Origin of the sequence: Undibacterium sp. GrIS 1.8, assembly GCF_040544445.1 — a bacterium.
In the GTDB taxonomy this organism is placed as follows: domain Bacteria; phylum Pseudomonadota; class Gammaproteobacteria; order Burkholderiales; family Burkholderiaceae_D; genus Undibacterium.
The window spans coordinates 1-17193 of record NZ_JBEONQ010000050.1; the positions used below are offsets into that span (position 1 = coordinate 1).

General features: G+C 47.0%; 18 protein-coding genes. 5 read left to right on the forward strand and 13 right to left on the reverse strand.

Annotated features, from left to right (window positions below):
- Positions 1-337: 337 nt before the first annotated feature.
- From AAKU64_RS18600 to gpmA, 4 genes are all read right to left on the reverse strand, one after another.
- The gene (locus tag AAKU64_RS18600; RefSeq protein WP_354362648.1) at positions 338-1090 is read right to left on the reverse strand and encodes a HesA/MoeB/ThiF family protein; all 753 of its coding nucleotides are present in this window, start codon (positions 1088-1090) and stop codon (positions 338-340) included.
- Positions 1091-1421: 331 nt separating this feature from the next.
- Complete coding sequence (locus AAKU64_RS18605) at positions 1422-2885, reverse strand: S41 family peptidase (protein WP_354328890.1); 1464 nt, start codon at positions 2883-2885, stop codon at positions 1422-1424.
- 15 nt (positions 2886-2900) lie between these two features.
- Entirely contained in the window at positions 2901-4229 is a 1329-nt protein-coding gene (locus AAKU64_RS18610; RefSeq protein ID WP_503012716.1) for a murein hydrolase activator EnvC family protein, read from the reverse strand.
- Between the two features lie 120 nt (positions 4230-4349).
- A complete protein-coding gene (gpmA, locus tag AAKU64_RS18615) occupies positions 4350-5096 on the reverse strand; it encodes a 2,3-diphosphoglycerate-dependent phosphoglycerate mutase (RefSeq protein ID WP_354362650.1) in 747 nt (248 codons plus the stop codon).
- Between the two features lie 276 nt (positions 5097-5372).
- Between gpmA and AAKU64_RS18620 the strand changes: the two genes are divergently transcribed.
- The 5 genes from AAKU64_RS18620 (at position 5373) to AAKU64_RS18640 (ending at position 8622) form a co-directional block, all read left to right on the forward strand.
- Entirely contained in the window at positions 5373-5774 is a 402-nt protein-coding gene (locus tag AAKU64_RS18620) for a rhodanese-like domain-containing protein (RefSeq protein WP_354328893.1), read from the forward strand.
- Between the two features lie 85 nt (positions 5775-5859).
- On the forward strand, positions 5860-6123 hold the full coding sequence (gene grxC / locus AAKU64_RS18625; RefSeq protein ID WP_322120938.1) for a glutaredoxin 3: 264 nt from the start codon (positions 5860-5862) through the stop codon (positions 6121-6123).
- 282 nt (positions 6124-6405) lie between these two features.
- A complete protein-coding gene (gene secB / locus AAKU64_RS18630) occupies positions 6406-6897 on the forward strand; it encodes a protein-export chaperone SecB (protein ID WP_322120939.1) in 492 nt (163 codons plus the stop codon).
- A gap of 108 nt (positions 6898-7005) precedes the next feature.
- The gene (locus tag AAKU64_RS18635; RefSeq protein ID WP_322120940.1) at positions 7006-7452 is read left to right on the forward strand and encodes an SH3 domain-containing protein; all 447 of its coding nucleotides are present in this window, start codon (positions 7006-7008) and stop codon (positions 7450-7452) included.
- Positions 7453-7623: 171 nt separating this feature from the next.
- Positions 7624-8622, forward strand: a complete 999-nt coding sequence (locus AAKU64_RS18640; protein ID WP_354328898.1) for an NAD(P)H-dependent glycerol-3-phosphate dehydrogenase — start codon at positions 7624-7626, stop codon at positions 8620-8622.
- 31 nt (positions 8623-8653) lie between these two features.
- Here the strand turns inward: AAKU64_RS18640 and AAKU64_RS18645 are convergent, their stop codons facing one another.
- The 9 genes from AAKU64_RS18645 to xerC all read right to left on the reverse strand — a co-directional run bounded on the left by AAKU64_RS18645 (position 8654) and on the right by xerC (position 17087).
- Positions 8654-8875, reverse strand: a complete 222-nt coding sequence (locus AAKU64_RS18645; RefSeq protein ID WP_354328900.1) for a hypothetical protein — start codon at positions 8873-8875, stop codon at positions 8654-8656.
- Positions 8876-8926: 51 nt separating this feature from the next.
- Complete coding sequence (locus AAKU64_RS18650) at positions 8927-9121, reverse strand: hypothetical protein (RefSeq protein WP_322120943.1); 195 nt, start codon at positions 9119-9121, stop codon at positions 8927-8929.
- Positions 9122-9328: 207 nt separating this feature from the next.
- Entirely contained in the window at positions 9329-10711 is a 1383-nt protein-coding gene (hslU, locus tag AAKU64_RS18655) for an ATP-dependent protease ATPase subunit HslU (protein WP_354362651.1), read from the reverse strand.
- A gap of 13 nt (positions 10712-10724) precedes the next feature.
- Positions 10725-11261 carry an ATP-dependent protease subunit HslV gene (gene hslV / locus AAKU64_RS18660; protein WP_322120945.1) on the reverse strand — a complete coding sequence of 179 codons (537 nt, stop codon included), beginning with the start codon at positions 11259-11261 and terminating at the stop codon, positions 10725-10727.
- 299 nt (positions 11262-11560) lie between these two features.
- Positions 11561-12964: an STAS domain-containing protein gene (locus AAKU64_RS18665; RefSeq protein ID WP_354362652.1), complete on the reverse strand. Its 1404-nt coding sequence runs from the start codon at positions 12962-12964 to the stop codon at positions 11561-11563.
- Between the two features lie 630 nt (positions 12965-13594).
- Entirely contained in the window at positions 13595-13999 is a 405-nt protein-coding gene (gene dksA, locus AAKU64_RS18670; protein WP_322121674.1) for an RNA polymerase-binding protein DksA, read from the reverse strand.
- Between the two features lie 219 nt (positions 14000-14218).
- The gene (locus AAKU64_RS18675) at positions 14219-15277 is read right to left on the reverse strand and encodes a CobW family GTP-binding protein (protein ID WP_354362653.1); all 1059 of its coding nucleotides are present in this window, start codon (positions 15275-15277) and stop codon (positions 14219-14221) included.
- A gap of 23 nt (positions 15278-15300) precedes the next feature.
- Positions 15301-15834, reverse strand: coding sequence for a Fur family transcriptional regulator (locus AAKU64_RS18680; RefSeq protein ID WP_354362654.1), 534 nt, complete (start codon positions 15832-15834; stop codon positions 15301-15303).
- Between the two features lie 326 nt (positions 15835-16160).
- Positions 16161-17087: a tyrosine recombinase XerC gene (gene xerC / locus AAKU64_RS18685; RefSeq protein ID WP_323492324.1), complete on the reverse strand. Its 927-nt coding sequence runs from the start codon at positions 17085-17087 to the stop codon at positions 16161-16163.
- Positions 17088-17193: the final 106 nt, after the last annotated feature.

A 17193-nucleotide genomic window follows, 5' to 3' on the forward strand; every position in this document is an offset into this window, starting at 1 on the left:
GCCTCGGCTATCGAACGCCGTTTGAGGTTTTTTATAATTTGGATATACTCCCACTAAAACTTACCTCCCGTTGCTCTTCGTAGCTGAATCCGCCACCTAATTGTCCAAGTATTATATGGAGGACTAAAATATACATATGGGGAGTAATTCATATTGTATGCAGCTCCATACTTCAAGGAACACCGTTCCAGCAGGACGCAGAATCCTGTAGTACAAAAGGGAAAAGGCTGGACGTACGGCCGTGTAGGAGTTACCAATATCTAAAGAGACGAGCCTAAGAACCGCGCCGCTAGGAGAAGATCGCTATCTGACTAGTGCATGAAAACTGTAATTTGCACTAATGTCGCTGACCACAAACCGCACATGCAAGATTACGTGCCACGCGGATTTGCGTCCATTCCATAGTTTGCGCATCGAGTAGTAGCAAGCGGCCTAGTAGCGGTTTGCCTATGCCCATCATGACCTTCAGTGCTTCGGCTGCTTGCATGCTGCCGATAATGCCGACTAGCGGTGCAAATACGCCCATCGTGGCGCATTGGACTTCTTCAAATTGCTGATCCGGTGGGAACAGGCAGGCGTAGCAGGGTGAGCTGGTATCGCGGCTGTCGAATACGCTGATTTGTCCGTCAAATGAGATCGCTGCGCCGGATACCAGCGGTACACCAAACTCTACGCAGGCTTGATTGACTGCGTGGCGGGTGCTGAAATTGTCGCAGCAATCCAGGACGATGCTGGCGTTTTGTACTAGTTCTTGCAGGCGTTGACCGCTGACTTTTTCTTGCAGAGTGACGATCTCAATGTCGGGATTGATGGCTTGCAAAGTCTGTCTGGCGGACTCTGCTTTGGGCTGACCGACGCGTGCGGTGGTGTGGAGAATCTGGCGCTGTAAGTTGGTTAAATCGACTTCGTCATGATCGACCAGCGTGATTTTGCCTACGCCTGCGCTGGCGAGATACATCGCTGCTGGTGATCCCAGACCGCCAGCTCCAATGATGAGCGCATGTGCTGCATTGATTTTTTGTTGACCCTCAATACCGATCTGGTCGAGCAAAATATGGCGCGAGTAACGTAGGAGTTGCTGATCATTCATAGTAATTATTGGCAGGAATAATTTAGTTAAAACACGGAGTAAGGACAATAAAGTTGAGCGGCATTATGCTGACTTTGTAATGACTGATGAGGATAAGTTATTCATATACTCCCCATTATTTTTTTCTAAATTGGCATATAGATCAATTAACCTATGGACGATTAAAATATACTAACTATGAGTATATTTAATACTAGTCTTTTGGCTTGCAAATAGAGATTCAAAAAAGAACCTAAAAAAACTAAAAGAGAGTCGTAAAAAAGGCCGCACAATATGCGGCCTGGTCAGATCAGATCGTGGCATGTAGGACACGACCTTGATCAATGTCGCTTTATTTTTTCTTTGACTCTGCTTTAGATTCAGATTTAGATTCTTCTTTGCTCTCTTCTGCGGCATCTTTTGGATCAACTTTGGTGACTTTGACTGGCAAGCCTTTTAAGTGATTTAAGGCTTGGGCCAATTGGAAGTCATCTTTGCTGCCGTATTCCAGTGGCTTGCTTTTCTTGGCGAGAGCGATCAGGCGCTGTTCTTCTTCCACCTCATCAACCTTGGATTTATTGGCTTGCTCAGCTTCTTTGTCGTTATTTAAGTGCTTGTCTAAATCTACTTCGCGTGTGCGCAGGCTGTTGAAGCCGTCGCCTTCTGCGGTTTCTTCCACTGCCAGATCAGGGGTGATACCTTTCGCCTGAATCGAGCGACCGTTCGGTGTGTAGTAGCGTGCGGTGGTCAGTTTGACGGCGGTATCAGCAGAGATCTGGCGTATGGTTTGTACCGATCCCTTGCCAAAACTTTGAGTCCCCAGAATGGTGGCGCGTTTGTAATCTTGTAAAGCACCTGCCACGATTTCGGACGCGGAGGCTGAGCCAGTATTGATTAGCACGACCATCGGCACGTTCTTAATCGCTTCTGGTAATTTGCTGAGCGGATCGCCGATGGCGCGGGTGGCATAGTTTTCACGCTTAGCGGTGTAGCTGGCTTTGGAGTCTGCTAACTGGCCGTTGGTCGTAACGACGACGGCATCTTTTGGCAAAAACGCGGCTGAGACACCAATCGCACCAGGCAATACGCCGCCCGGATCATTGCGTAAATCGAGCACCAGACCTTTTAGATTAGGATCTTGCGTGTACAAAGCCTGAATTTTTTTTGCCATGTCTTCAACCGTCGGCTCCTGGAACTGGGCTATCCGCAACCAGGCATATCCGGGCTCTACCATCTTTGCTTTAACGCTTTGCTGTTTGATCAGCTCACGTGTGATGGTGACGACGATAGGCTTATCCTCGTTTTTGCGCGCCAGCGTCAGCGTGATTTTGCTATTTGGTTCGCCACGCATTTTTTTGACGGCCTCATCCAGACTCAGACCTTTGATCGGTATCGAATCCAGACGCGTAATCAGATCGCCCGGTTTGATACCAGCGCGATAAGCGGGCGAATCTTCAATCGGAGAAATGATTTTGACGTAACCATCTTCCATCCCGACTTCAATGCCCAGACCGACAAATTTGCCTTGCGTACCTTCACGTAATTCTTTGTAGGCTTTTTTATCCAGATAAGCTGAATGCGGATCGAGTGAAGCGACCATGCCAGAAATGGCTTCGGTCAATAGTTTGCTGTCTTCTACGGGCTCGACGTAGTCGGTCTTGATCATGCCGAAAACGTCAGCCAGTTGCCGTAGTTCTTCCACGGGCAAAGGTGAACCGGTATTTTTTTGTGCCAAAGCAGAAAACTGGATCGTCGCAGCAACGCCAGCGATAACGCCAAAACTGATTAAGCTAAAACTTTTTATTTTGCTACCCATTTCAATATCCACATCTCATCTGATTGTTGCCCACGTCAATGGGTCGAATACGCGCCCTTGATACCTTAGCTCAAAGTATAAACCTGATTCTTCATTGCCGCCGCTATTACCCGCGCTGGCGATGACGTCGCCGGTTTTTACGATGTCGCCCACATGTTTTAAGACTGCTTGATTGTTGCTATATAAACTCAGATATTCGTTACCATGATCGACAATCACCATATTCCCAAAGCCGCGTAGCCAATCGGCAAACACTACTCGGCCAGCCGCAATCGCTTTGATTTCTGCGCCTTCTGCGGTCTTGATGAAAATACCTTTCCAGCTAGGGCCGTCCCCGCGTTTGCTACCAAACTTGGCGATTAATTCCCCTTTAACTGGCAGACGAAGTTGTCCTTTTAACTTGCTAAAATTGCCGTCAAAACTAGTCGCTACCGGTGTCTGCTCATTCTTTGCGATCACTTTACTTGGAGGTTCGTCATCGTCGATCGCATCGGGATTGGTCGGCTTGCCGGATTTTTTATTTTTGAGTGCTTTTTCTTGAGCGAGTTTTTCCAGGCGCTGTTTTTCTTTTTGTTTTGCTAATTGTGCTGCGCGTTCTTGTTCTGCTTTGATTTGTTCCGCAATCAATTTATTTAATTGTGTGACCAGATTGCCGAGACGCTGTTCATCTTTTTGCAGATTGTCGGCCTCTTTTTTTTGCGCGTGTAGTTTGTCGGCTAATTGCGCTAACAAAGTGCCACGTTTTTTCTTCTCTCCCTCTAAGGCTTTTTTATGCGTGATTTCTTCTTGCGCGATTTCGTCCAGATCGTCTTTAGCGTCTTGCTCTTCTTTGGCATTTTTTTGTACTGCGGCTAGGCTGGTGCGCAAGCCTTCTATCATTTTGGCCTGGGTTTGCGAGACATAACCCATGTATTGCAAATCACGATTGATGCGGTTGGGGTTGTCGCCCGATAGTAGTAGCTTGATGCGGTCGCTGTCGCCACGCATATATTGATGACGCAAAAAATCCGAGAGCTGCTTTTTTTGCTGCTCGACCTTGGCGCTGAGTCTGCTCTGTTCGGCTAATAATTGTTGCAGGCGGGTCTGGGTCTCGTTTTGCTCAGTTTGCAAATCGCGCAAAGAACGATTGGCTTCAGAAATGGCTTGCTCAGAATCAGCCAGTGCATCGCTAGCTTTGTCTTTGGCCGACTCTGTTTTATTAATATCTTTTTTGAGTGCTTGCAGCTTTTGCTGTAACTCAGTGCGCTGCGCTTCGACTTGATTTTTTTGCGTCGTGCGGGCATTACTAGCTGCTTGAGCGGGATTACTTAGTCCACAGAATAAACTGAACAAACTACCAAGCATCAGCAGGCACAAGCCCAGCGGCACCCGTGAAGAGTACGCTGGCCTGGTACCTGTGTTTACTTTGTCTGCTTTGGTGTTGGTGTGCGTCACTGCGTTCAGCATCAAGGTCTTATCATGGTCTTACTTCGATTTCCCTTGGCTGGCAACTGCGTGCAATGCCGCTTCAATCGCGGATTGATCGCCCAGATAGTAATGCTTGATGGGTTTTAAATCGGCATCCAACTCATACACCAGCGGTTGCCCGTTAGGTATATTTAAGCTGACGATATCTGCATCGCTGATGCCATCTAACATTTTGATCAAGGCGCGCAAACTATTGCCATGGGCACTGATGATGATACGTTTGCCGGCACGGATGGCGGGGGCAATTGTGTCGTCCCATGCAGGCATGACGCGATCTACCGTGTCTTTTAAACATTCAGTCAGCGGGATTTGTGAGCGTGTTAAACCAGCATAGCGTGGATCGTTGAAAGAAGTCCGGCTGTCATTTTCTGGCAAGGGATCGGGCGGTGTATCGTAGCTACGACGCCATACAAGAACCTGTTCATCGCCATACTGCGCAGCTGTTTCTGCTTTATTTAAACCTTGCAAAGCACCGTAATGGCGTTCATTCAAACGCCAGTCGTGTACGACGGGCAACCACATCAGGTCCATTTCATCCAGCGTACCCCAGAGTGTGCGGATAGCGCGTTTAAGGACGGAGGTGTAAGCCACGTCAAACATAAAACCAGCTTCTTTTAAGAGTTTGCCTGCCTGGCGCGCTTCTGCTACGCCTTTTTCAGTCAGATCAACATCGGTCCAGCCAGTAAAACGATTATCAAGATTCCAGGTGGATTCGCCGTGGCGCATCAAAACGATTTTGTACATGGTGTAATGAAGTGTGATTAAAAAGAAGTTTGGAGTTTAGGACTTACGCAAAACAGTAGAGCAGCAACTACAACAGCATCTATTTTATAATGGGCGCGTTCTTTAAAACCATTTATAACAGGGAACTTCTAAAAACCCTTTAATCGAGATGCAGCGCTAGGCGCAAAACGTGGCAATACGTCGGTATTGCGAGGCTTTGCAACGACGCGATGCGCTCGAGTATGGGGTTTTTAGAAGTTTCCAACGATCTATAACCATATTACCCATTGGAATACTGTGAAATTCTTAATTGAAAACATCTGGATGATTGCCGTCGCCCTCATTTCTGGCGGTGCTTTGTTGTTCCCCGTACTGCAACGTCGTGGCGCCAAGCTAACGCAATTGCAGGCAACGCAAGTCATGAACCAGGGTAAAACTGTCGTGTTAGATGTACGTGACGCAGAAGAATTTGCTGCCGGTCATTTGCCAAACGCCAAAAATATTCCTCTGGCCGATTTGTCTAGCCGCGTAAAAGAACTAGAAAAATCAAAAAACAGTACCATCATTACTGTGTGCGAGCGTGGTGTGCGGTCTGCATCCGCGGTTGGCGTACTCAAGAAGGCTGGATTTGAGCAAGTGTTTAGTCTTGAGGGCGGTGTTTCCGCATGGAAAACTCAAGGATTGCCAACAGTTAAGTAATTGCCGAACGACAAGTAAGTCAGTTCGGTGAATAATTGAATAAATCATTAAAATAAGTAGATATTTAAGTTAGCAGGAGAAAATCATGACAGCGCATGTTGTAATGTATAGCACCGCAGTTTGCCCATATTGCACTATGGCAGAGCGCCTGCTGAAGTCAAAAGGCGTGGATGAGATTGAAAAAATCCGTGTCGATCTGGACCCGGTTGTGCGCGAAAACATGATGCAAAAGACTGGCCGCCGGACAGTACCGCAGATTTACATCGGCGAAACGCATGTCGGCGGTTTCGACGATTTGTCGGCGCTGGATCGTACTGGCAAGCTGGAAGCTTTATTGAATCCCGCTTGATCAGGCGAGGAATCGGCTCTGATCTGACTGCGGTTTTGCTCACTCAGGGTAATTTTTTTGGCGTGTAACACTGTGCTTCCTTGCCAGAGTCTCAATAAAATGTCATCACATTGACAAATCAATCAGCAAAAATCACTTAAATAGCAGATTTTTGCTGATTTTGCATTTCACTTGGTAGAATAACGCGCCGCGATCTTGAAATGGCCTGAATCAGCTCTATCTACAGCCATCTCGCTGTTCATTAATTGTTATTAATCTTTTAGAATTTTTAGAAAGTCTCACATGTCTGACGAAAATCTGCAGCCCGTATTTCAAATTCAACGCGTTTATCTGAAAGATTTGTCGCTTGAACAGCCAAACTCCCCAGCTATTTTTCTGGAACAAGAAGCACCAACGATCGAAGTCGCTCTGGATGTCAGCGCAGCGCCATTAGCCGACGGTATCGTTGAGTCCATCGTGACTGTAACGGTGACTGCTAAGGTCAATGATAAAGTTGCTTTTCTGGTTGAAGGCAAGCAAGCAGGTATTTTTGAAGCACGCAATATTCCTGCAGATCAGTTAGATCCACTGCTGGGTATTGGTTGCCCAAATATCATCTATCCTTACCTGCGTGCCAATATTGCTGATGTGATTTCCCGTGCGGGTTTCCCACCAGTACATTTGTCTGAAATCAATTTTGAAGCTTTCTACCAACAGCGTCTGCAAAATATCGCTGAACAGCAAGCTAAATTACAAGCTGAAGGCGGCGAACAAACACCAGCAACGACACACTAATTGCGCGTGATCGAGTGTTAGCCCGATGAGCTGGTTAATGACTAAATTAGCTTAGTTAATTGACTTAGCTAATTGACTTAGCTGATCGGGTTTAAAGTGGAAATTACTATGCGTCGTTCTCTGATTTTATCTGTACTGTTAGGTATCGCTTCTTGGTCTGGCATCGCCCAGGCCTTGGAGTTTAGAGCTATCGGTGCGTCCCCCGTGATTTTGTATGATGCGCCATCGACCAAGGGCGGCAAGGTGTATGTTGCGCCGCGTGGCATGCCAGTGGAAGTGATTTTGACTTACGGCACCTGGAGCAAAGTACGCGACATGGGTGGCGATTTAAGCTGGGTAGAATCAAAAGAATTGGTCGCGCGTCGCAATGTGGTTGTACGTGTCGCCAATGTCAAAGCCCACTCGGCTGCGGATGAAGCCTCGCCTATGGTGTTTAGCGCAGACAAAAATGTGTTGCTAGAAATGGCCGAGCCGGTGTCATCAGGATGGGTCAAAGTAAAGCACCGCGACGGACAGATTGGCTATGTCAAAGTGTCTGAAGTCTGGGGCGTGTAGCAGGCTGCAAGGTGATCGAAAAAAGGACAGCATGCTGTCCTTTTTTATATACTCCCCTCATTTATAAGAAAATATGCCCTATTGTCCATTGATTCTTTGGACAGTTTATAAATACTATATGGGGTATATATTTAATCTTTATTTGTATTTTCACAACGAGGTCAGGCAATCATGAACATAAGCGTACTTGGCGCTGGTGCCTGGGGCAGTGCATTAGCGATTTCTCTTGCCACTAAAAATCAGGTGTTGCTTTGGGGGCGAAAGCCCGAGCTGATGCAGCAAATGCAGACTCAGCGCGAAAACCAGACCTATCTTGCGGGCTGTCCTTTCCCTACTGATTTACAAGCCACAGCCGATTTTGAGCAGGCTATGGCGCATGCAAGTTCGGCAGATGGCTTGTTGATCATTGCCACCTCGGTATCTGGCTTACGGCCTTTATTGCAGCAATGTCTGCCATTTCAGCCGCAGCATGTGGTCTGGTTGTGCAAAGGGTTTGAAGAGGGCACGCAACTGTTACCGCATCAAGTGGTGCGTCAGGTTTTAGGCGATGCGGTGCAGGCGGGCGCTTTAACCGGCCCCTCGTTCGCGCAAGAGGTTGCTAAGGGTTTGCCGTGTGCACTGACCATCGCTTCTACCTCAGCAGAGCTGTGCCAAAAAGTCGTCAGTGCGGTGCATGGGAATGCGATTCGGGTGTATTCCAGTGATGATGTGGTCGGTGTAGAAGTCGGTGGTGCAGTGAAAAATATTCTGGCCATCGCGACCGGCATTGCTGATGGTTTGGGTTTAGGTTTAAACGCAAGGGCAGCCCTGATGACACGCGGCCTGGCAGAAATCAGCCGCCTCAGCGCCGCTCTAGGCGGACGCGCGGAGACTCTGATGGGTTTGACCGGCGTAGGGGATTTGATTTTGACATGTACCGGAGATTTGTCACGTAACCGCAAAGTCGGTCTGGCGTTGGCGCAGGGTAAATCCTTGTCGTTGATCGTACAAGAATTAGGGCATGTTGCCGAGGGCGTGCGTTGTGCGCAGGCAGTCAAAACTTTAGCCGCCAGTTTGCAGGTGGAGATGCCAATTACCGATGCCGTCGCTGGCGTGTTGTTTGATCAAATTTCTGCGCAGCAGATGATTGCCCGTTTATTGGCGCGTGATGCTAAGCAGGAAGTGCTTTAACTTTATCAATGTTTGACGAAGATATCGAGGACTATGGTTGTGTGTAAGTGCGGCGCAACTTGGGATGATGTAGCACGCGGTTGATCACGGAATCCAGCACGAGCTGGCTACGCAACAACTCCCGGGTTTTTTGTATGCCTAATGTCGGTAAATACAGTATCGCGAGATCGACCACAAACCGGGTACGAATGTCTTTTCTGCGCAAAGATAATTTGCGATGATAAAGTTGTTTGCGGCGTCTGCTTCCTGGCATACATATACCTTAGTCCTAAGACATTGCCTGACATTACATGACGCATCAATCTTAATCTTGTTCGCCTTCTATGGGCAGCTTTTTTGCTAAACGGTTTTGTTCTTGTCGTAGCGCCGACGCAGATTTTTGGTGGCTACCTGCTGCGCGCTGTTTTGCTGCAACGGCAACTGGATTACGTGGTTTGGTTTGTGCAGGGTCAAGTCGAAAGGTCAGCTTCTGGCGTGTGCCTGTCGTTTTATTTGCCATCACTACTCCTTTCTCTTTTTAACTATTGTTTTGAAGTTAAGTTAATCGCTTGCAGTAACAAAGAGTATTAAGATTTATTACCGCAAGCCTCAAGCCAGGCTAAATTTGTATTTGATGCGTGTCAATGGCTATCAATTCAACGCGCAGTAGACATTAAGTAGACACTAAGTAGACATTAAGTCGACGTCAAATCGGCATCAAATTAAATCACAAAACATAGCGTGATAAATCCTCATCTACCGACAATGCCTGCAGCCGCTGCTCTACGTAAGCGGCATCGATCACAATGGTTGTGCCACTATTTTGATGCGCATCGAAGGAGATTTCTTCCAGCAATTTTTCCATCACCGTATAAAGACGTCGGGCGCCGATATTTTCTGTGGTCTCATTGACTGCGTAAGCGATGCCCGCCAGTCTTTGCACGCCCTCATCAGTAAAGTCTATCGTCACGCCTTCTGTCTCCAGCAAGGCTTTGTATTGATGCGTTAAACAGGCGTCGGTGCTGGTTAAGATGCGCTCAAAATCGGCAATCGACAAAGATTCTAATTCAACCCGGATCGGAAAACGTCCTTGCAGTTCGGGTATCAAATCAGATGGCTTGGCCAAATGGAAAGCGCCTGAGGCGATAAATAAAATATGATCCGTTTTGATCATGCCGTATTTAGTATTGACCGTAGTGCCTTCGACCAGAGGCAATAAATCACGCTGCACACCAGCACGCGATACCTCGGCGCCACCAGACTCAGAACGTGATGCGATCTTATCGATCTCATCTAAAAATACGATGCCGTTTTGTTCCACATTGTGTATTGCTTGCTGTTTCAGCTCGTCTTCATTGACCAGCTTGCCGGCTTCTTCTTCGATCAAAATTTTCAGAGCATCTTTAATCTTGAGCTTACGAGATTTTTTGCGTCCGCTACCAATGCCGGAGAACATGGATTTGATCTGCTCAGTCATTTCTTCCATGCCGGGTGGTGCCATGATCTCCATGGTGGGCGCGGTCTCGGCTACTTCGATATCGATTTCTTTATCGTCTAATGTACCTTCACGCAGACGCTTGCGAAAAATTTGTCGCGTATTGTTATCCGCAGTTTTGCCAGCCTCTTTTTCTGCATTGTCTGCTGACACTGCAATAGTTTCAGACACCTCTTTATTGGGACTAAAACCAAAATCACGGGCTGGTGGTAGCAAAATATCCAGGATACGATCTTCCGCCGCATCTTCAGCACGGGCACGTACTTTGCGAGTTGCTGCTTCGCGGGTTTGTTTGATACCGATATCCACCAAGTCGCGGATAATCGTATCTACGTCGCGGCCAACATAACCGACTTCGGTAAATTTAGTAGCTTCGATTTTGATAAAAGGCGCATCTGCCAGTTTTGCTAGACGACGTGCAATCTCGGTTTTACCAACACCAGTCGGTCCTATCATCAGAATATTTTTAGGCGTGATTTCATGTCGTAATGGTTCCGGGACTTGCTGTCTGCGCCAGCGGTTGCGTAATGCAATGGCGACGGCACGTTTGGCGCGGGCTTGGCCAACGACATGTTTATCGAGTTCAGAAACGATTTCTTGCGGGGTCATATTCATGGTGCGATCCAAATCAGTCGAGAGTTTCTATCGTGTGGGATAAATTGGTGTAAATGCACAATTCGCCAGCGATCGTCAGTGATTTTTTCACGATCTCGATAGGGGATAAATCGGTATTTTCTTGTAAAGCTTTGGCAGCTGACTGGGCAAATGTGCCGCCAGAACCAATCGCGCCGATGCCGTCCGTCGGTTCCAACACATCGCCATTGCCGGTGATGACGAGCGTAGTCTCTTTGTCAGCGACTAATAGCATCGCTTCCAGCCGGCGCAGCATGCGGTCGGTGCGCCAGTCTTTGGCAAGTTCGACCGAGGCACGCATCAGGTGGCCTTGGTGTTTTTCCAACTTGGCTTCAAACCGTTCAATCAGCGTAAAAGCATCCGCAGTACCGCCTGCAAAACCGGCTAATACTTTGTTGTGATACAGCTTGCGCACTTTACGGGCAGTACCCTTCATGATGATATTGCCGAGTGTGACTTGGCCGTCGCCACCGAGTGCGACCAGATTGCCGCGTCGTACTGACAAGATGGTGGTGCCGTGAAATTGTTCCATGTGATCCTCGAATAATGATGTGCAGGTAGCGATCATCCGTTGGCGAGCTCGCCAAACTTGATACGCTTAAGCTAATAATGGCGTGCTGATTGTTTTAGACAGCCTTCGATCGCGTTGGATAGAAATGGGGCTAGGTCTTCAAATTACAAGATAGAACAGGAATCAGAGGTGGCTTGCAACTTTAACCGAGAATTTCCATTAGGATTTGAGCTGATGACCGAAAATACGCCGTCAGCACTCAAATAGCACTTCTGGTACGCCGACTGGAAAATCTCGGTTAATAGTGTGCGACTAACTTATTAATGCTTGCGAGGGAAGATGGTAGCGACGCTTTTCAAACCCATGGCATTAAACAAGGCCATGACTAAGTAGTTAACTTCCACAAATTGAATGTGATTATCTCTAACACCCGCGATGGGTACCAGGCCATTGAGTAACTGTGCAGAAGCACCAAATTCGACTCGGTCCAGACGTGAACAATCTAATACTATTTGGTTGTACAGTTTGGAGTGCTCGGTAATTTGTGCGATCAAAATATCGGTTTTACCTTCAATCACTGTTGGCATCATAAACCGATGGGCTGATTCTGTTTCGAGTTGAATTTCTGGAAATGAAGTGGTGACTTTGTTCTTTGGCGCTTCAAAAGAAGGAGGGGAAACTTCGAAGGTAATGCAGTAATCCATACTGACTTCTTCAAATGCTTTTTCAAAATGCAGTAGTTGCAAAATTTCCAACAATAGCAACCACGGTGCTTCGGTTTCGTCACGCCTGCCAACTTGCAGTATCGCGCGGATGTTATCGGCCAGGTCTTGAGCTGCAACTAACATCAAGTCATGTTTAGTTTTTTTCAGATTTTTGAGCGCACGCAATAACAAGCCACAGCCGACTGCATCGACATTTTTTACGCGAGTAAAATCCAGCTTAATACTTTGACTTTGCTTGCTGACTTGTTGCAAGCGTTCCAGCAATTTGATGATGTTGCCATCTAGCTGCCCAGGGAAAGAAATATTTGCCGTTGTCTGATTTGTATCATCGCCTGATTTGTCCATCTGGTAGCGTGAATCATGCCAAATCGGTGGCGACATCTCGTATTTACTGGCGTACTCCAATGACAGACGGTCAAACTGGGCTTGATTGTTTGAAATTTCGTACAGATCAAACAGCATGTACCAGCCAATTTGTTCTGCTTGACCCAAATTTCTATTATGAATCGCAGCCTGCAGCATTTGTTCGGCAACTTCTTTTTGACCGCTGGCGAATAAAATCGCCGCTTCTTCTAGTAAAGGAACAGACTCTGTCTCTGCCAGATCTGCGGTCATTAAATCGGTATGCTGTTCCAACAAATAATCTGTAGTAGGCATTGCCAGAGGCAGCGTACTTTGGAAGTCTGTAATCGGCTCAGTTGCCGACGCAGGTTTGCTGGCAGAATTGGCTTTTGCATCAGGAGTTGTTTTATTGGGCAGTACATTTTTTGTTTTGCCCATGTCACGCGACATTTCAAATTCTATCGCATCAATTTTACGCGCTGTTGCTCTAGCCATATGGCGTTGAGCCATGATGGAATTTGATTGTGCGTCGTCACTGGACGTCACCAAGATATCCGTATTGCCGCTTTTAGAACGTGTTTTTTTGGCAGAAGTTTTCAGCGCGGAGTCTTTCTCCTGCTGACCATTCTTTTTGCCGAAAAGTGAAAAAATCCCCACGTTATTCCTGAATATAAAAAGACAAAATGTATCTTTTATTTTGATTAAAAAATAATCTTAATTTGTGCTGAACGTCATTCACAAACAAGCAATTTTCCGAAGCTAAAGTATAGTCTGAATCATGTAACTATGGTTAGTCACTTATGCTGCCTACACAGGCTTAAGCGTAAATTTCAGTGCATGAATTGTAACGAACTTGAATTATTTCATGTGTAATTGGTTTTACTTTAACCAGCACAATTGATTTTTGAAAAAAAAGAAGCTGTCCTTATCTCTTAATCCTTTGTATTGAACTTAGGCCGAGTTCTGACGATCGTTTGCCATTACTTGTAATAAAAATACACTTTCTATCTTGTCGGTAGCAAAGAAAGCATTAGTTTCAATAACGGCTATCTATTTTTAAAAATTACATCTGCGCAGAACATCACAAGCAGATGCAGGCAATATTTTAGAAAATATTGCCTGCAATCAGTTGTGGTAAAAAACCTACAATTTTATGGCTTGACTGGACTATTTAGCCGGACAGACGGTTCTGCAGGCGTAAAACTCACCGGGTTAGTGAATAAATTTTACGCAAAAAAAAGCGCGCAAGGTTCAGTTGCACGCTTCTTTATAAAGTTTGGCTATGGCTTAATCGCCGTATAGCTTTTGTTTCATTTCACGTCGTTGCTGCGCTTCTAACGACAATGTTGCCGTTGGACGTGCCAGCAAGCGTGGTACGCCAATCGCTTCGCCAGTTTCTTCGCACCATCCGTATTCGCCTTCATCAATACTGGCGATAGATTGCTGTACTTTTTTCAGCAGTTTGCGTTCACGGTCGCGGGTGCGTAGTTCCAGGGCATGTTCTTCTTCGATCGTGGCGCGATCTGCCGGATCAGGTACCAACACAGTTTCACGCAGGTGCTCTGTGGTTTCGTCGGCGTTTTTAAGCAAATCCTTTTCTAGCTGTTGCAAACGGGCTTTGAAAAAAGCCAGTTGTGCAGCGTTCATATAGTCTTTCTCGCCCATCTTGAGAAGTTCTTCCTCAGTGAGCAGAGCTGCTGGTGCGCTGACTGTAACAGTCGATTTAGGTGATTTAGTTGCCACTTCGCTTACTTTCGATACGACGGGTTAATACATAAGAAATAGCACAATGTTGCATTCAGGCCGCTATTATCCTCCCCTTACTGGCAAAGTAAATGACATCCGTATGAAGTCTGTCGTTGCTTTGCTTGGGCGCTTCAATTAGTTCGCCCCATTCAGTAGCCCGCTAGTTTATACCAAACATAGTCTTAAACCATCAATAAATACGTCTTTGGGCAGATTTTTGCCAATAAACACCATCTTACTCTCACGCAACTCATCATCGCTCCACTTAGCGCCGACATCTGTGCCCATAATTTGATGCACGCCTTGGAAAATCACCTTGCGGTCTGCACCATCCATTAACAGCACGCCTTTGTAGCGCAACATGCGTGGTCCGAAGACTTGTACTAGTCCGCCCAAAAACTCGTCGAGTTTGCCGGTGTTAAACGGACGATCACTTTTAAACACGAAGGCGGCGATGTCGTCCGAGTGGTGCGCATGATGGTGGTTGTGTTCGTTGTGATGATTGTGCTGATGATCTGCATGATCATGCCCGCAATGCTCGTCATGTACGTGCTCTTCTTCTTGTTCTGTCTGTAAAAAATCTGGATCAAGTTCTAGTTTGGCATTCAGGTTAAAGCCTTTTAAATCCAGTACCTCGCTGATCGCTACCTGGCCAAAGTCGGCAGTGCTGATGGTCGCGCGCGGATTCATACGTACCAGGCGCTGGCGCAGTTGGTCGACTTGTTCCGCATCGACCAGATCGGTTTTAGACAGAATAATTTTGTCGGCAAAACCGACTTGCCGTTGCGCTTCTTCATGCTCATTTAATTGTTGCATGGCGTGACGTGCGTCAACCATGGTGACTACGGCATCCAGCATGTAGTAGCTGCCGACTTCTTCATCGACAAAAAAAGTTTGCGCTACCGGACCTGGATTTGCCAGGCCGGTAGTTTCGATAATCACGCGATCGAAATTGAGTTTGCCTTCGTTCTTTTGCTGGATCAGATTACTTAGTGCGACGATCAGATCGCCACGCACGGTGCAACAGATGCAGCCGTTGTTCATCTCGATAATTTGTTCGTTGCTGTTGTGAACGAGGATTTCGTTGTCGATGTTTTCCTGACCGAATTCATTTTCGATGACGGCAATTTTATGTCCGTGATTCTCTTGCAGAATACGATTCAGCAGCGTGGTTTTCCCTGAACCTAAAAAGCCAGTCAGGATAGTCGTCGGGATTAAAGCCATGTCAATCAAGTCCTTAGTCAATTTTATGTCGCGCAGTCTGCGCACCAACCTTTGATGGTCAGTTCTATATCGTGATTTTGAAAACCTTTGCCCAGCGTCGCTTGCAGCGTCACTTGCAATTGGTCTTGCAGTGAGGGATGGTGATGTGCCTGATTGGTGCAATGCAGTTCTTCATCCAGGCAAAACACTTTGGCGCAGCGAGTGCATTTGAAATGACCATGCTGATGTTGAATGCCGCTGGCAACAATGTGCGGCTGATGATCGCTCCCTGTGTTGTAGCGAAATATTCTGTCGTCACCGGCAATTTTATGCGCCAGACCGGCATCAGTCAGGCAATCCAAAGCGCGGTATAGCGTAACTCTGTCCATGTCGGGCAAAGCATCTTGCGCCTCTTGATGCGATAGCGCACGTCTGGTGTCTAGCAGTACTGTCAATACACTCAGGCGCGCATCCGTCACGCGGATGGCGGCTTGGCGCAGCATCGTTTCGGCCAGCGCACGACCTTGATCCGGTGGCATGCTGGCAGAAACTGGCTGGCTAGATGATGTGGATTTCATGGGCGGGCTGATGGTGAAATGAGTGAGCTGAGTGTGCGGGTCAAATCTCGATTGAACCGAATGCTAAAAACGCGATGTCACATTATGCCTGAAAATGCAATTGAGTTGCAAAAATGGGTGCTCAGAGCTGGATGGAAATTGGATTTTGCTAAGTGGAATTGCCGCTATCTTGAACGCACAATAAAATATACTCCTATATAGTATATTTTATTGTCCTTATATTCCTTGGTCATCATGGGTTATTTATAAAAAACGGTGGGGAGTATAGTAATTTATCGACTATAAGCTGATCGGCATGGAGCCAAATAGTAGCGGCTAAATGCAACTTATTTTTTTGCCCGTGGATGTGCCTGATCATAGACTTTTGCCAGATGCTGGAAATCCAGCGAGGTGTAAATCTGGGTGGCCGCGATGGAACTATGGCCCAACATTTCTTGCACGGCCCGCAGGTCGCCGGAGGATTGCAGCACATGCGAGGCGAAAGAATGGCGCATGACGTGTGGGCTGACATCGGCTGGAATGCCTAAGGATTGGGCATGGGCTTTAATGCGTAATTGCACCAGCCGTACAGAAATCCGGCTACCGCGCTCGCTTAAAAATAGCGGATGCGGATCGGCTTTCAGCAGGGTAGGACGAATAGCCAACCAGGTTTTGATTGCCTCCAGTGCCGGACGACCGACCGGTACTATTCTTTGTTTATTGCCTTTACCTGTGACATGGACTTCTGCCTGCTGCATGTCCACCCAGCCTTGTGAGCTATGTTCTTTTTGATGAGATTGCAGAGCGTCCAGCGCCACCAGTTCTGACACCCGTAAGCCACTGGAATAGAGCAATTCAAACATGGCACGGTTAGCCGCTTGCGTCGCCGTATCCGAGCGATGTTGCGATACCAGACGCACCGCATCGTCGGTACCCAAGGCTTTTGGTAAGGATTTACTTTTTTTCGGTGGTTTGATGCCATCCACCGGATTGGCAATCATCGTAGTTTGCTCTGCCAGCCAGCGATAAAAGCCGCGCCAGCAAGACAGTTTGCGCGCAATCGAACGTGGATTTAAATCTTGCGCATGCAGTTGCGATGTAAAGCGCCGGATTTGATGATGCGATATATCTGTCAAATCACTTTCAGCTGCAAACTTGAGCAACTCGGCTAAATCTAACCGGTAACTTTCCACCGTATGAGGTGATAACTGCCGCTGCGACCGCAACATCTCCAGATAGTCTGTAATGCGGTTTTGTTGCGCCTCAGTGGACATGATGTTGAATTCTTAGTGAGCAGTTTTAAGATATGAGCGACATCGACCAAATTTATATTGCTATTACGATAGGCTCGTTAAAAAGTAATCGCATCATTTCATATAC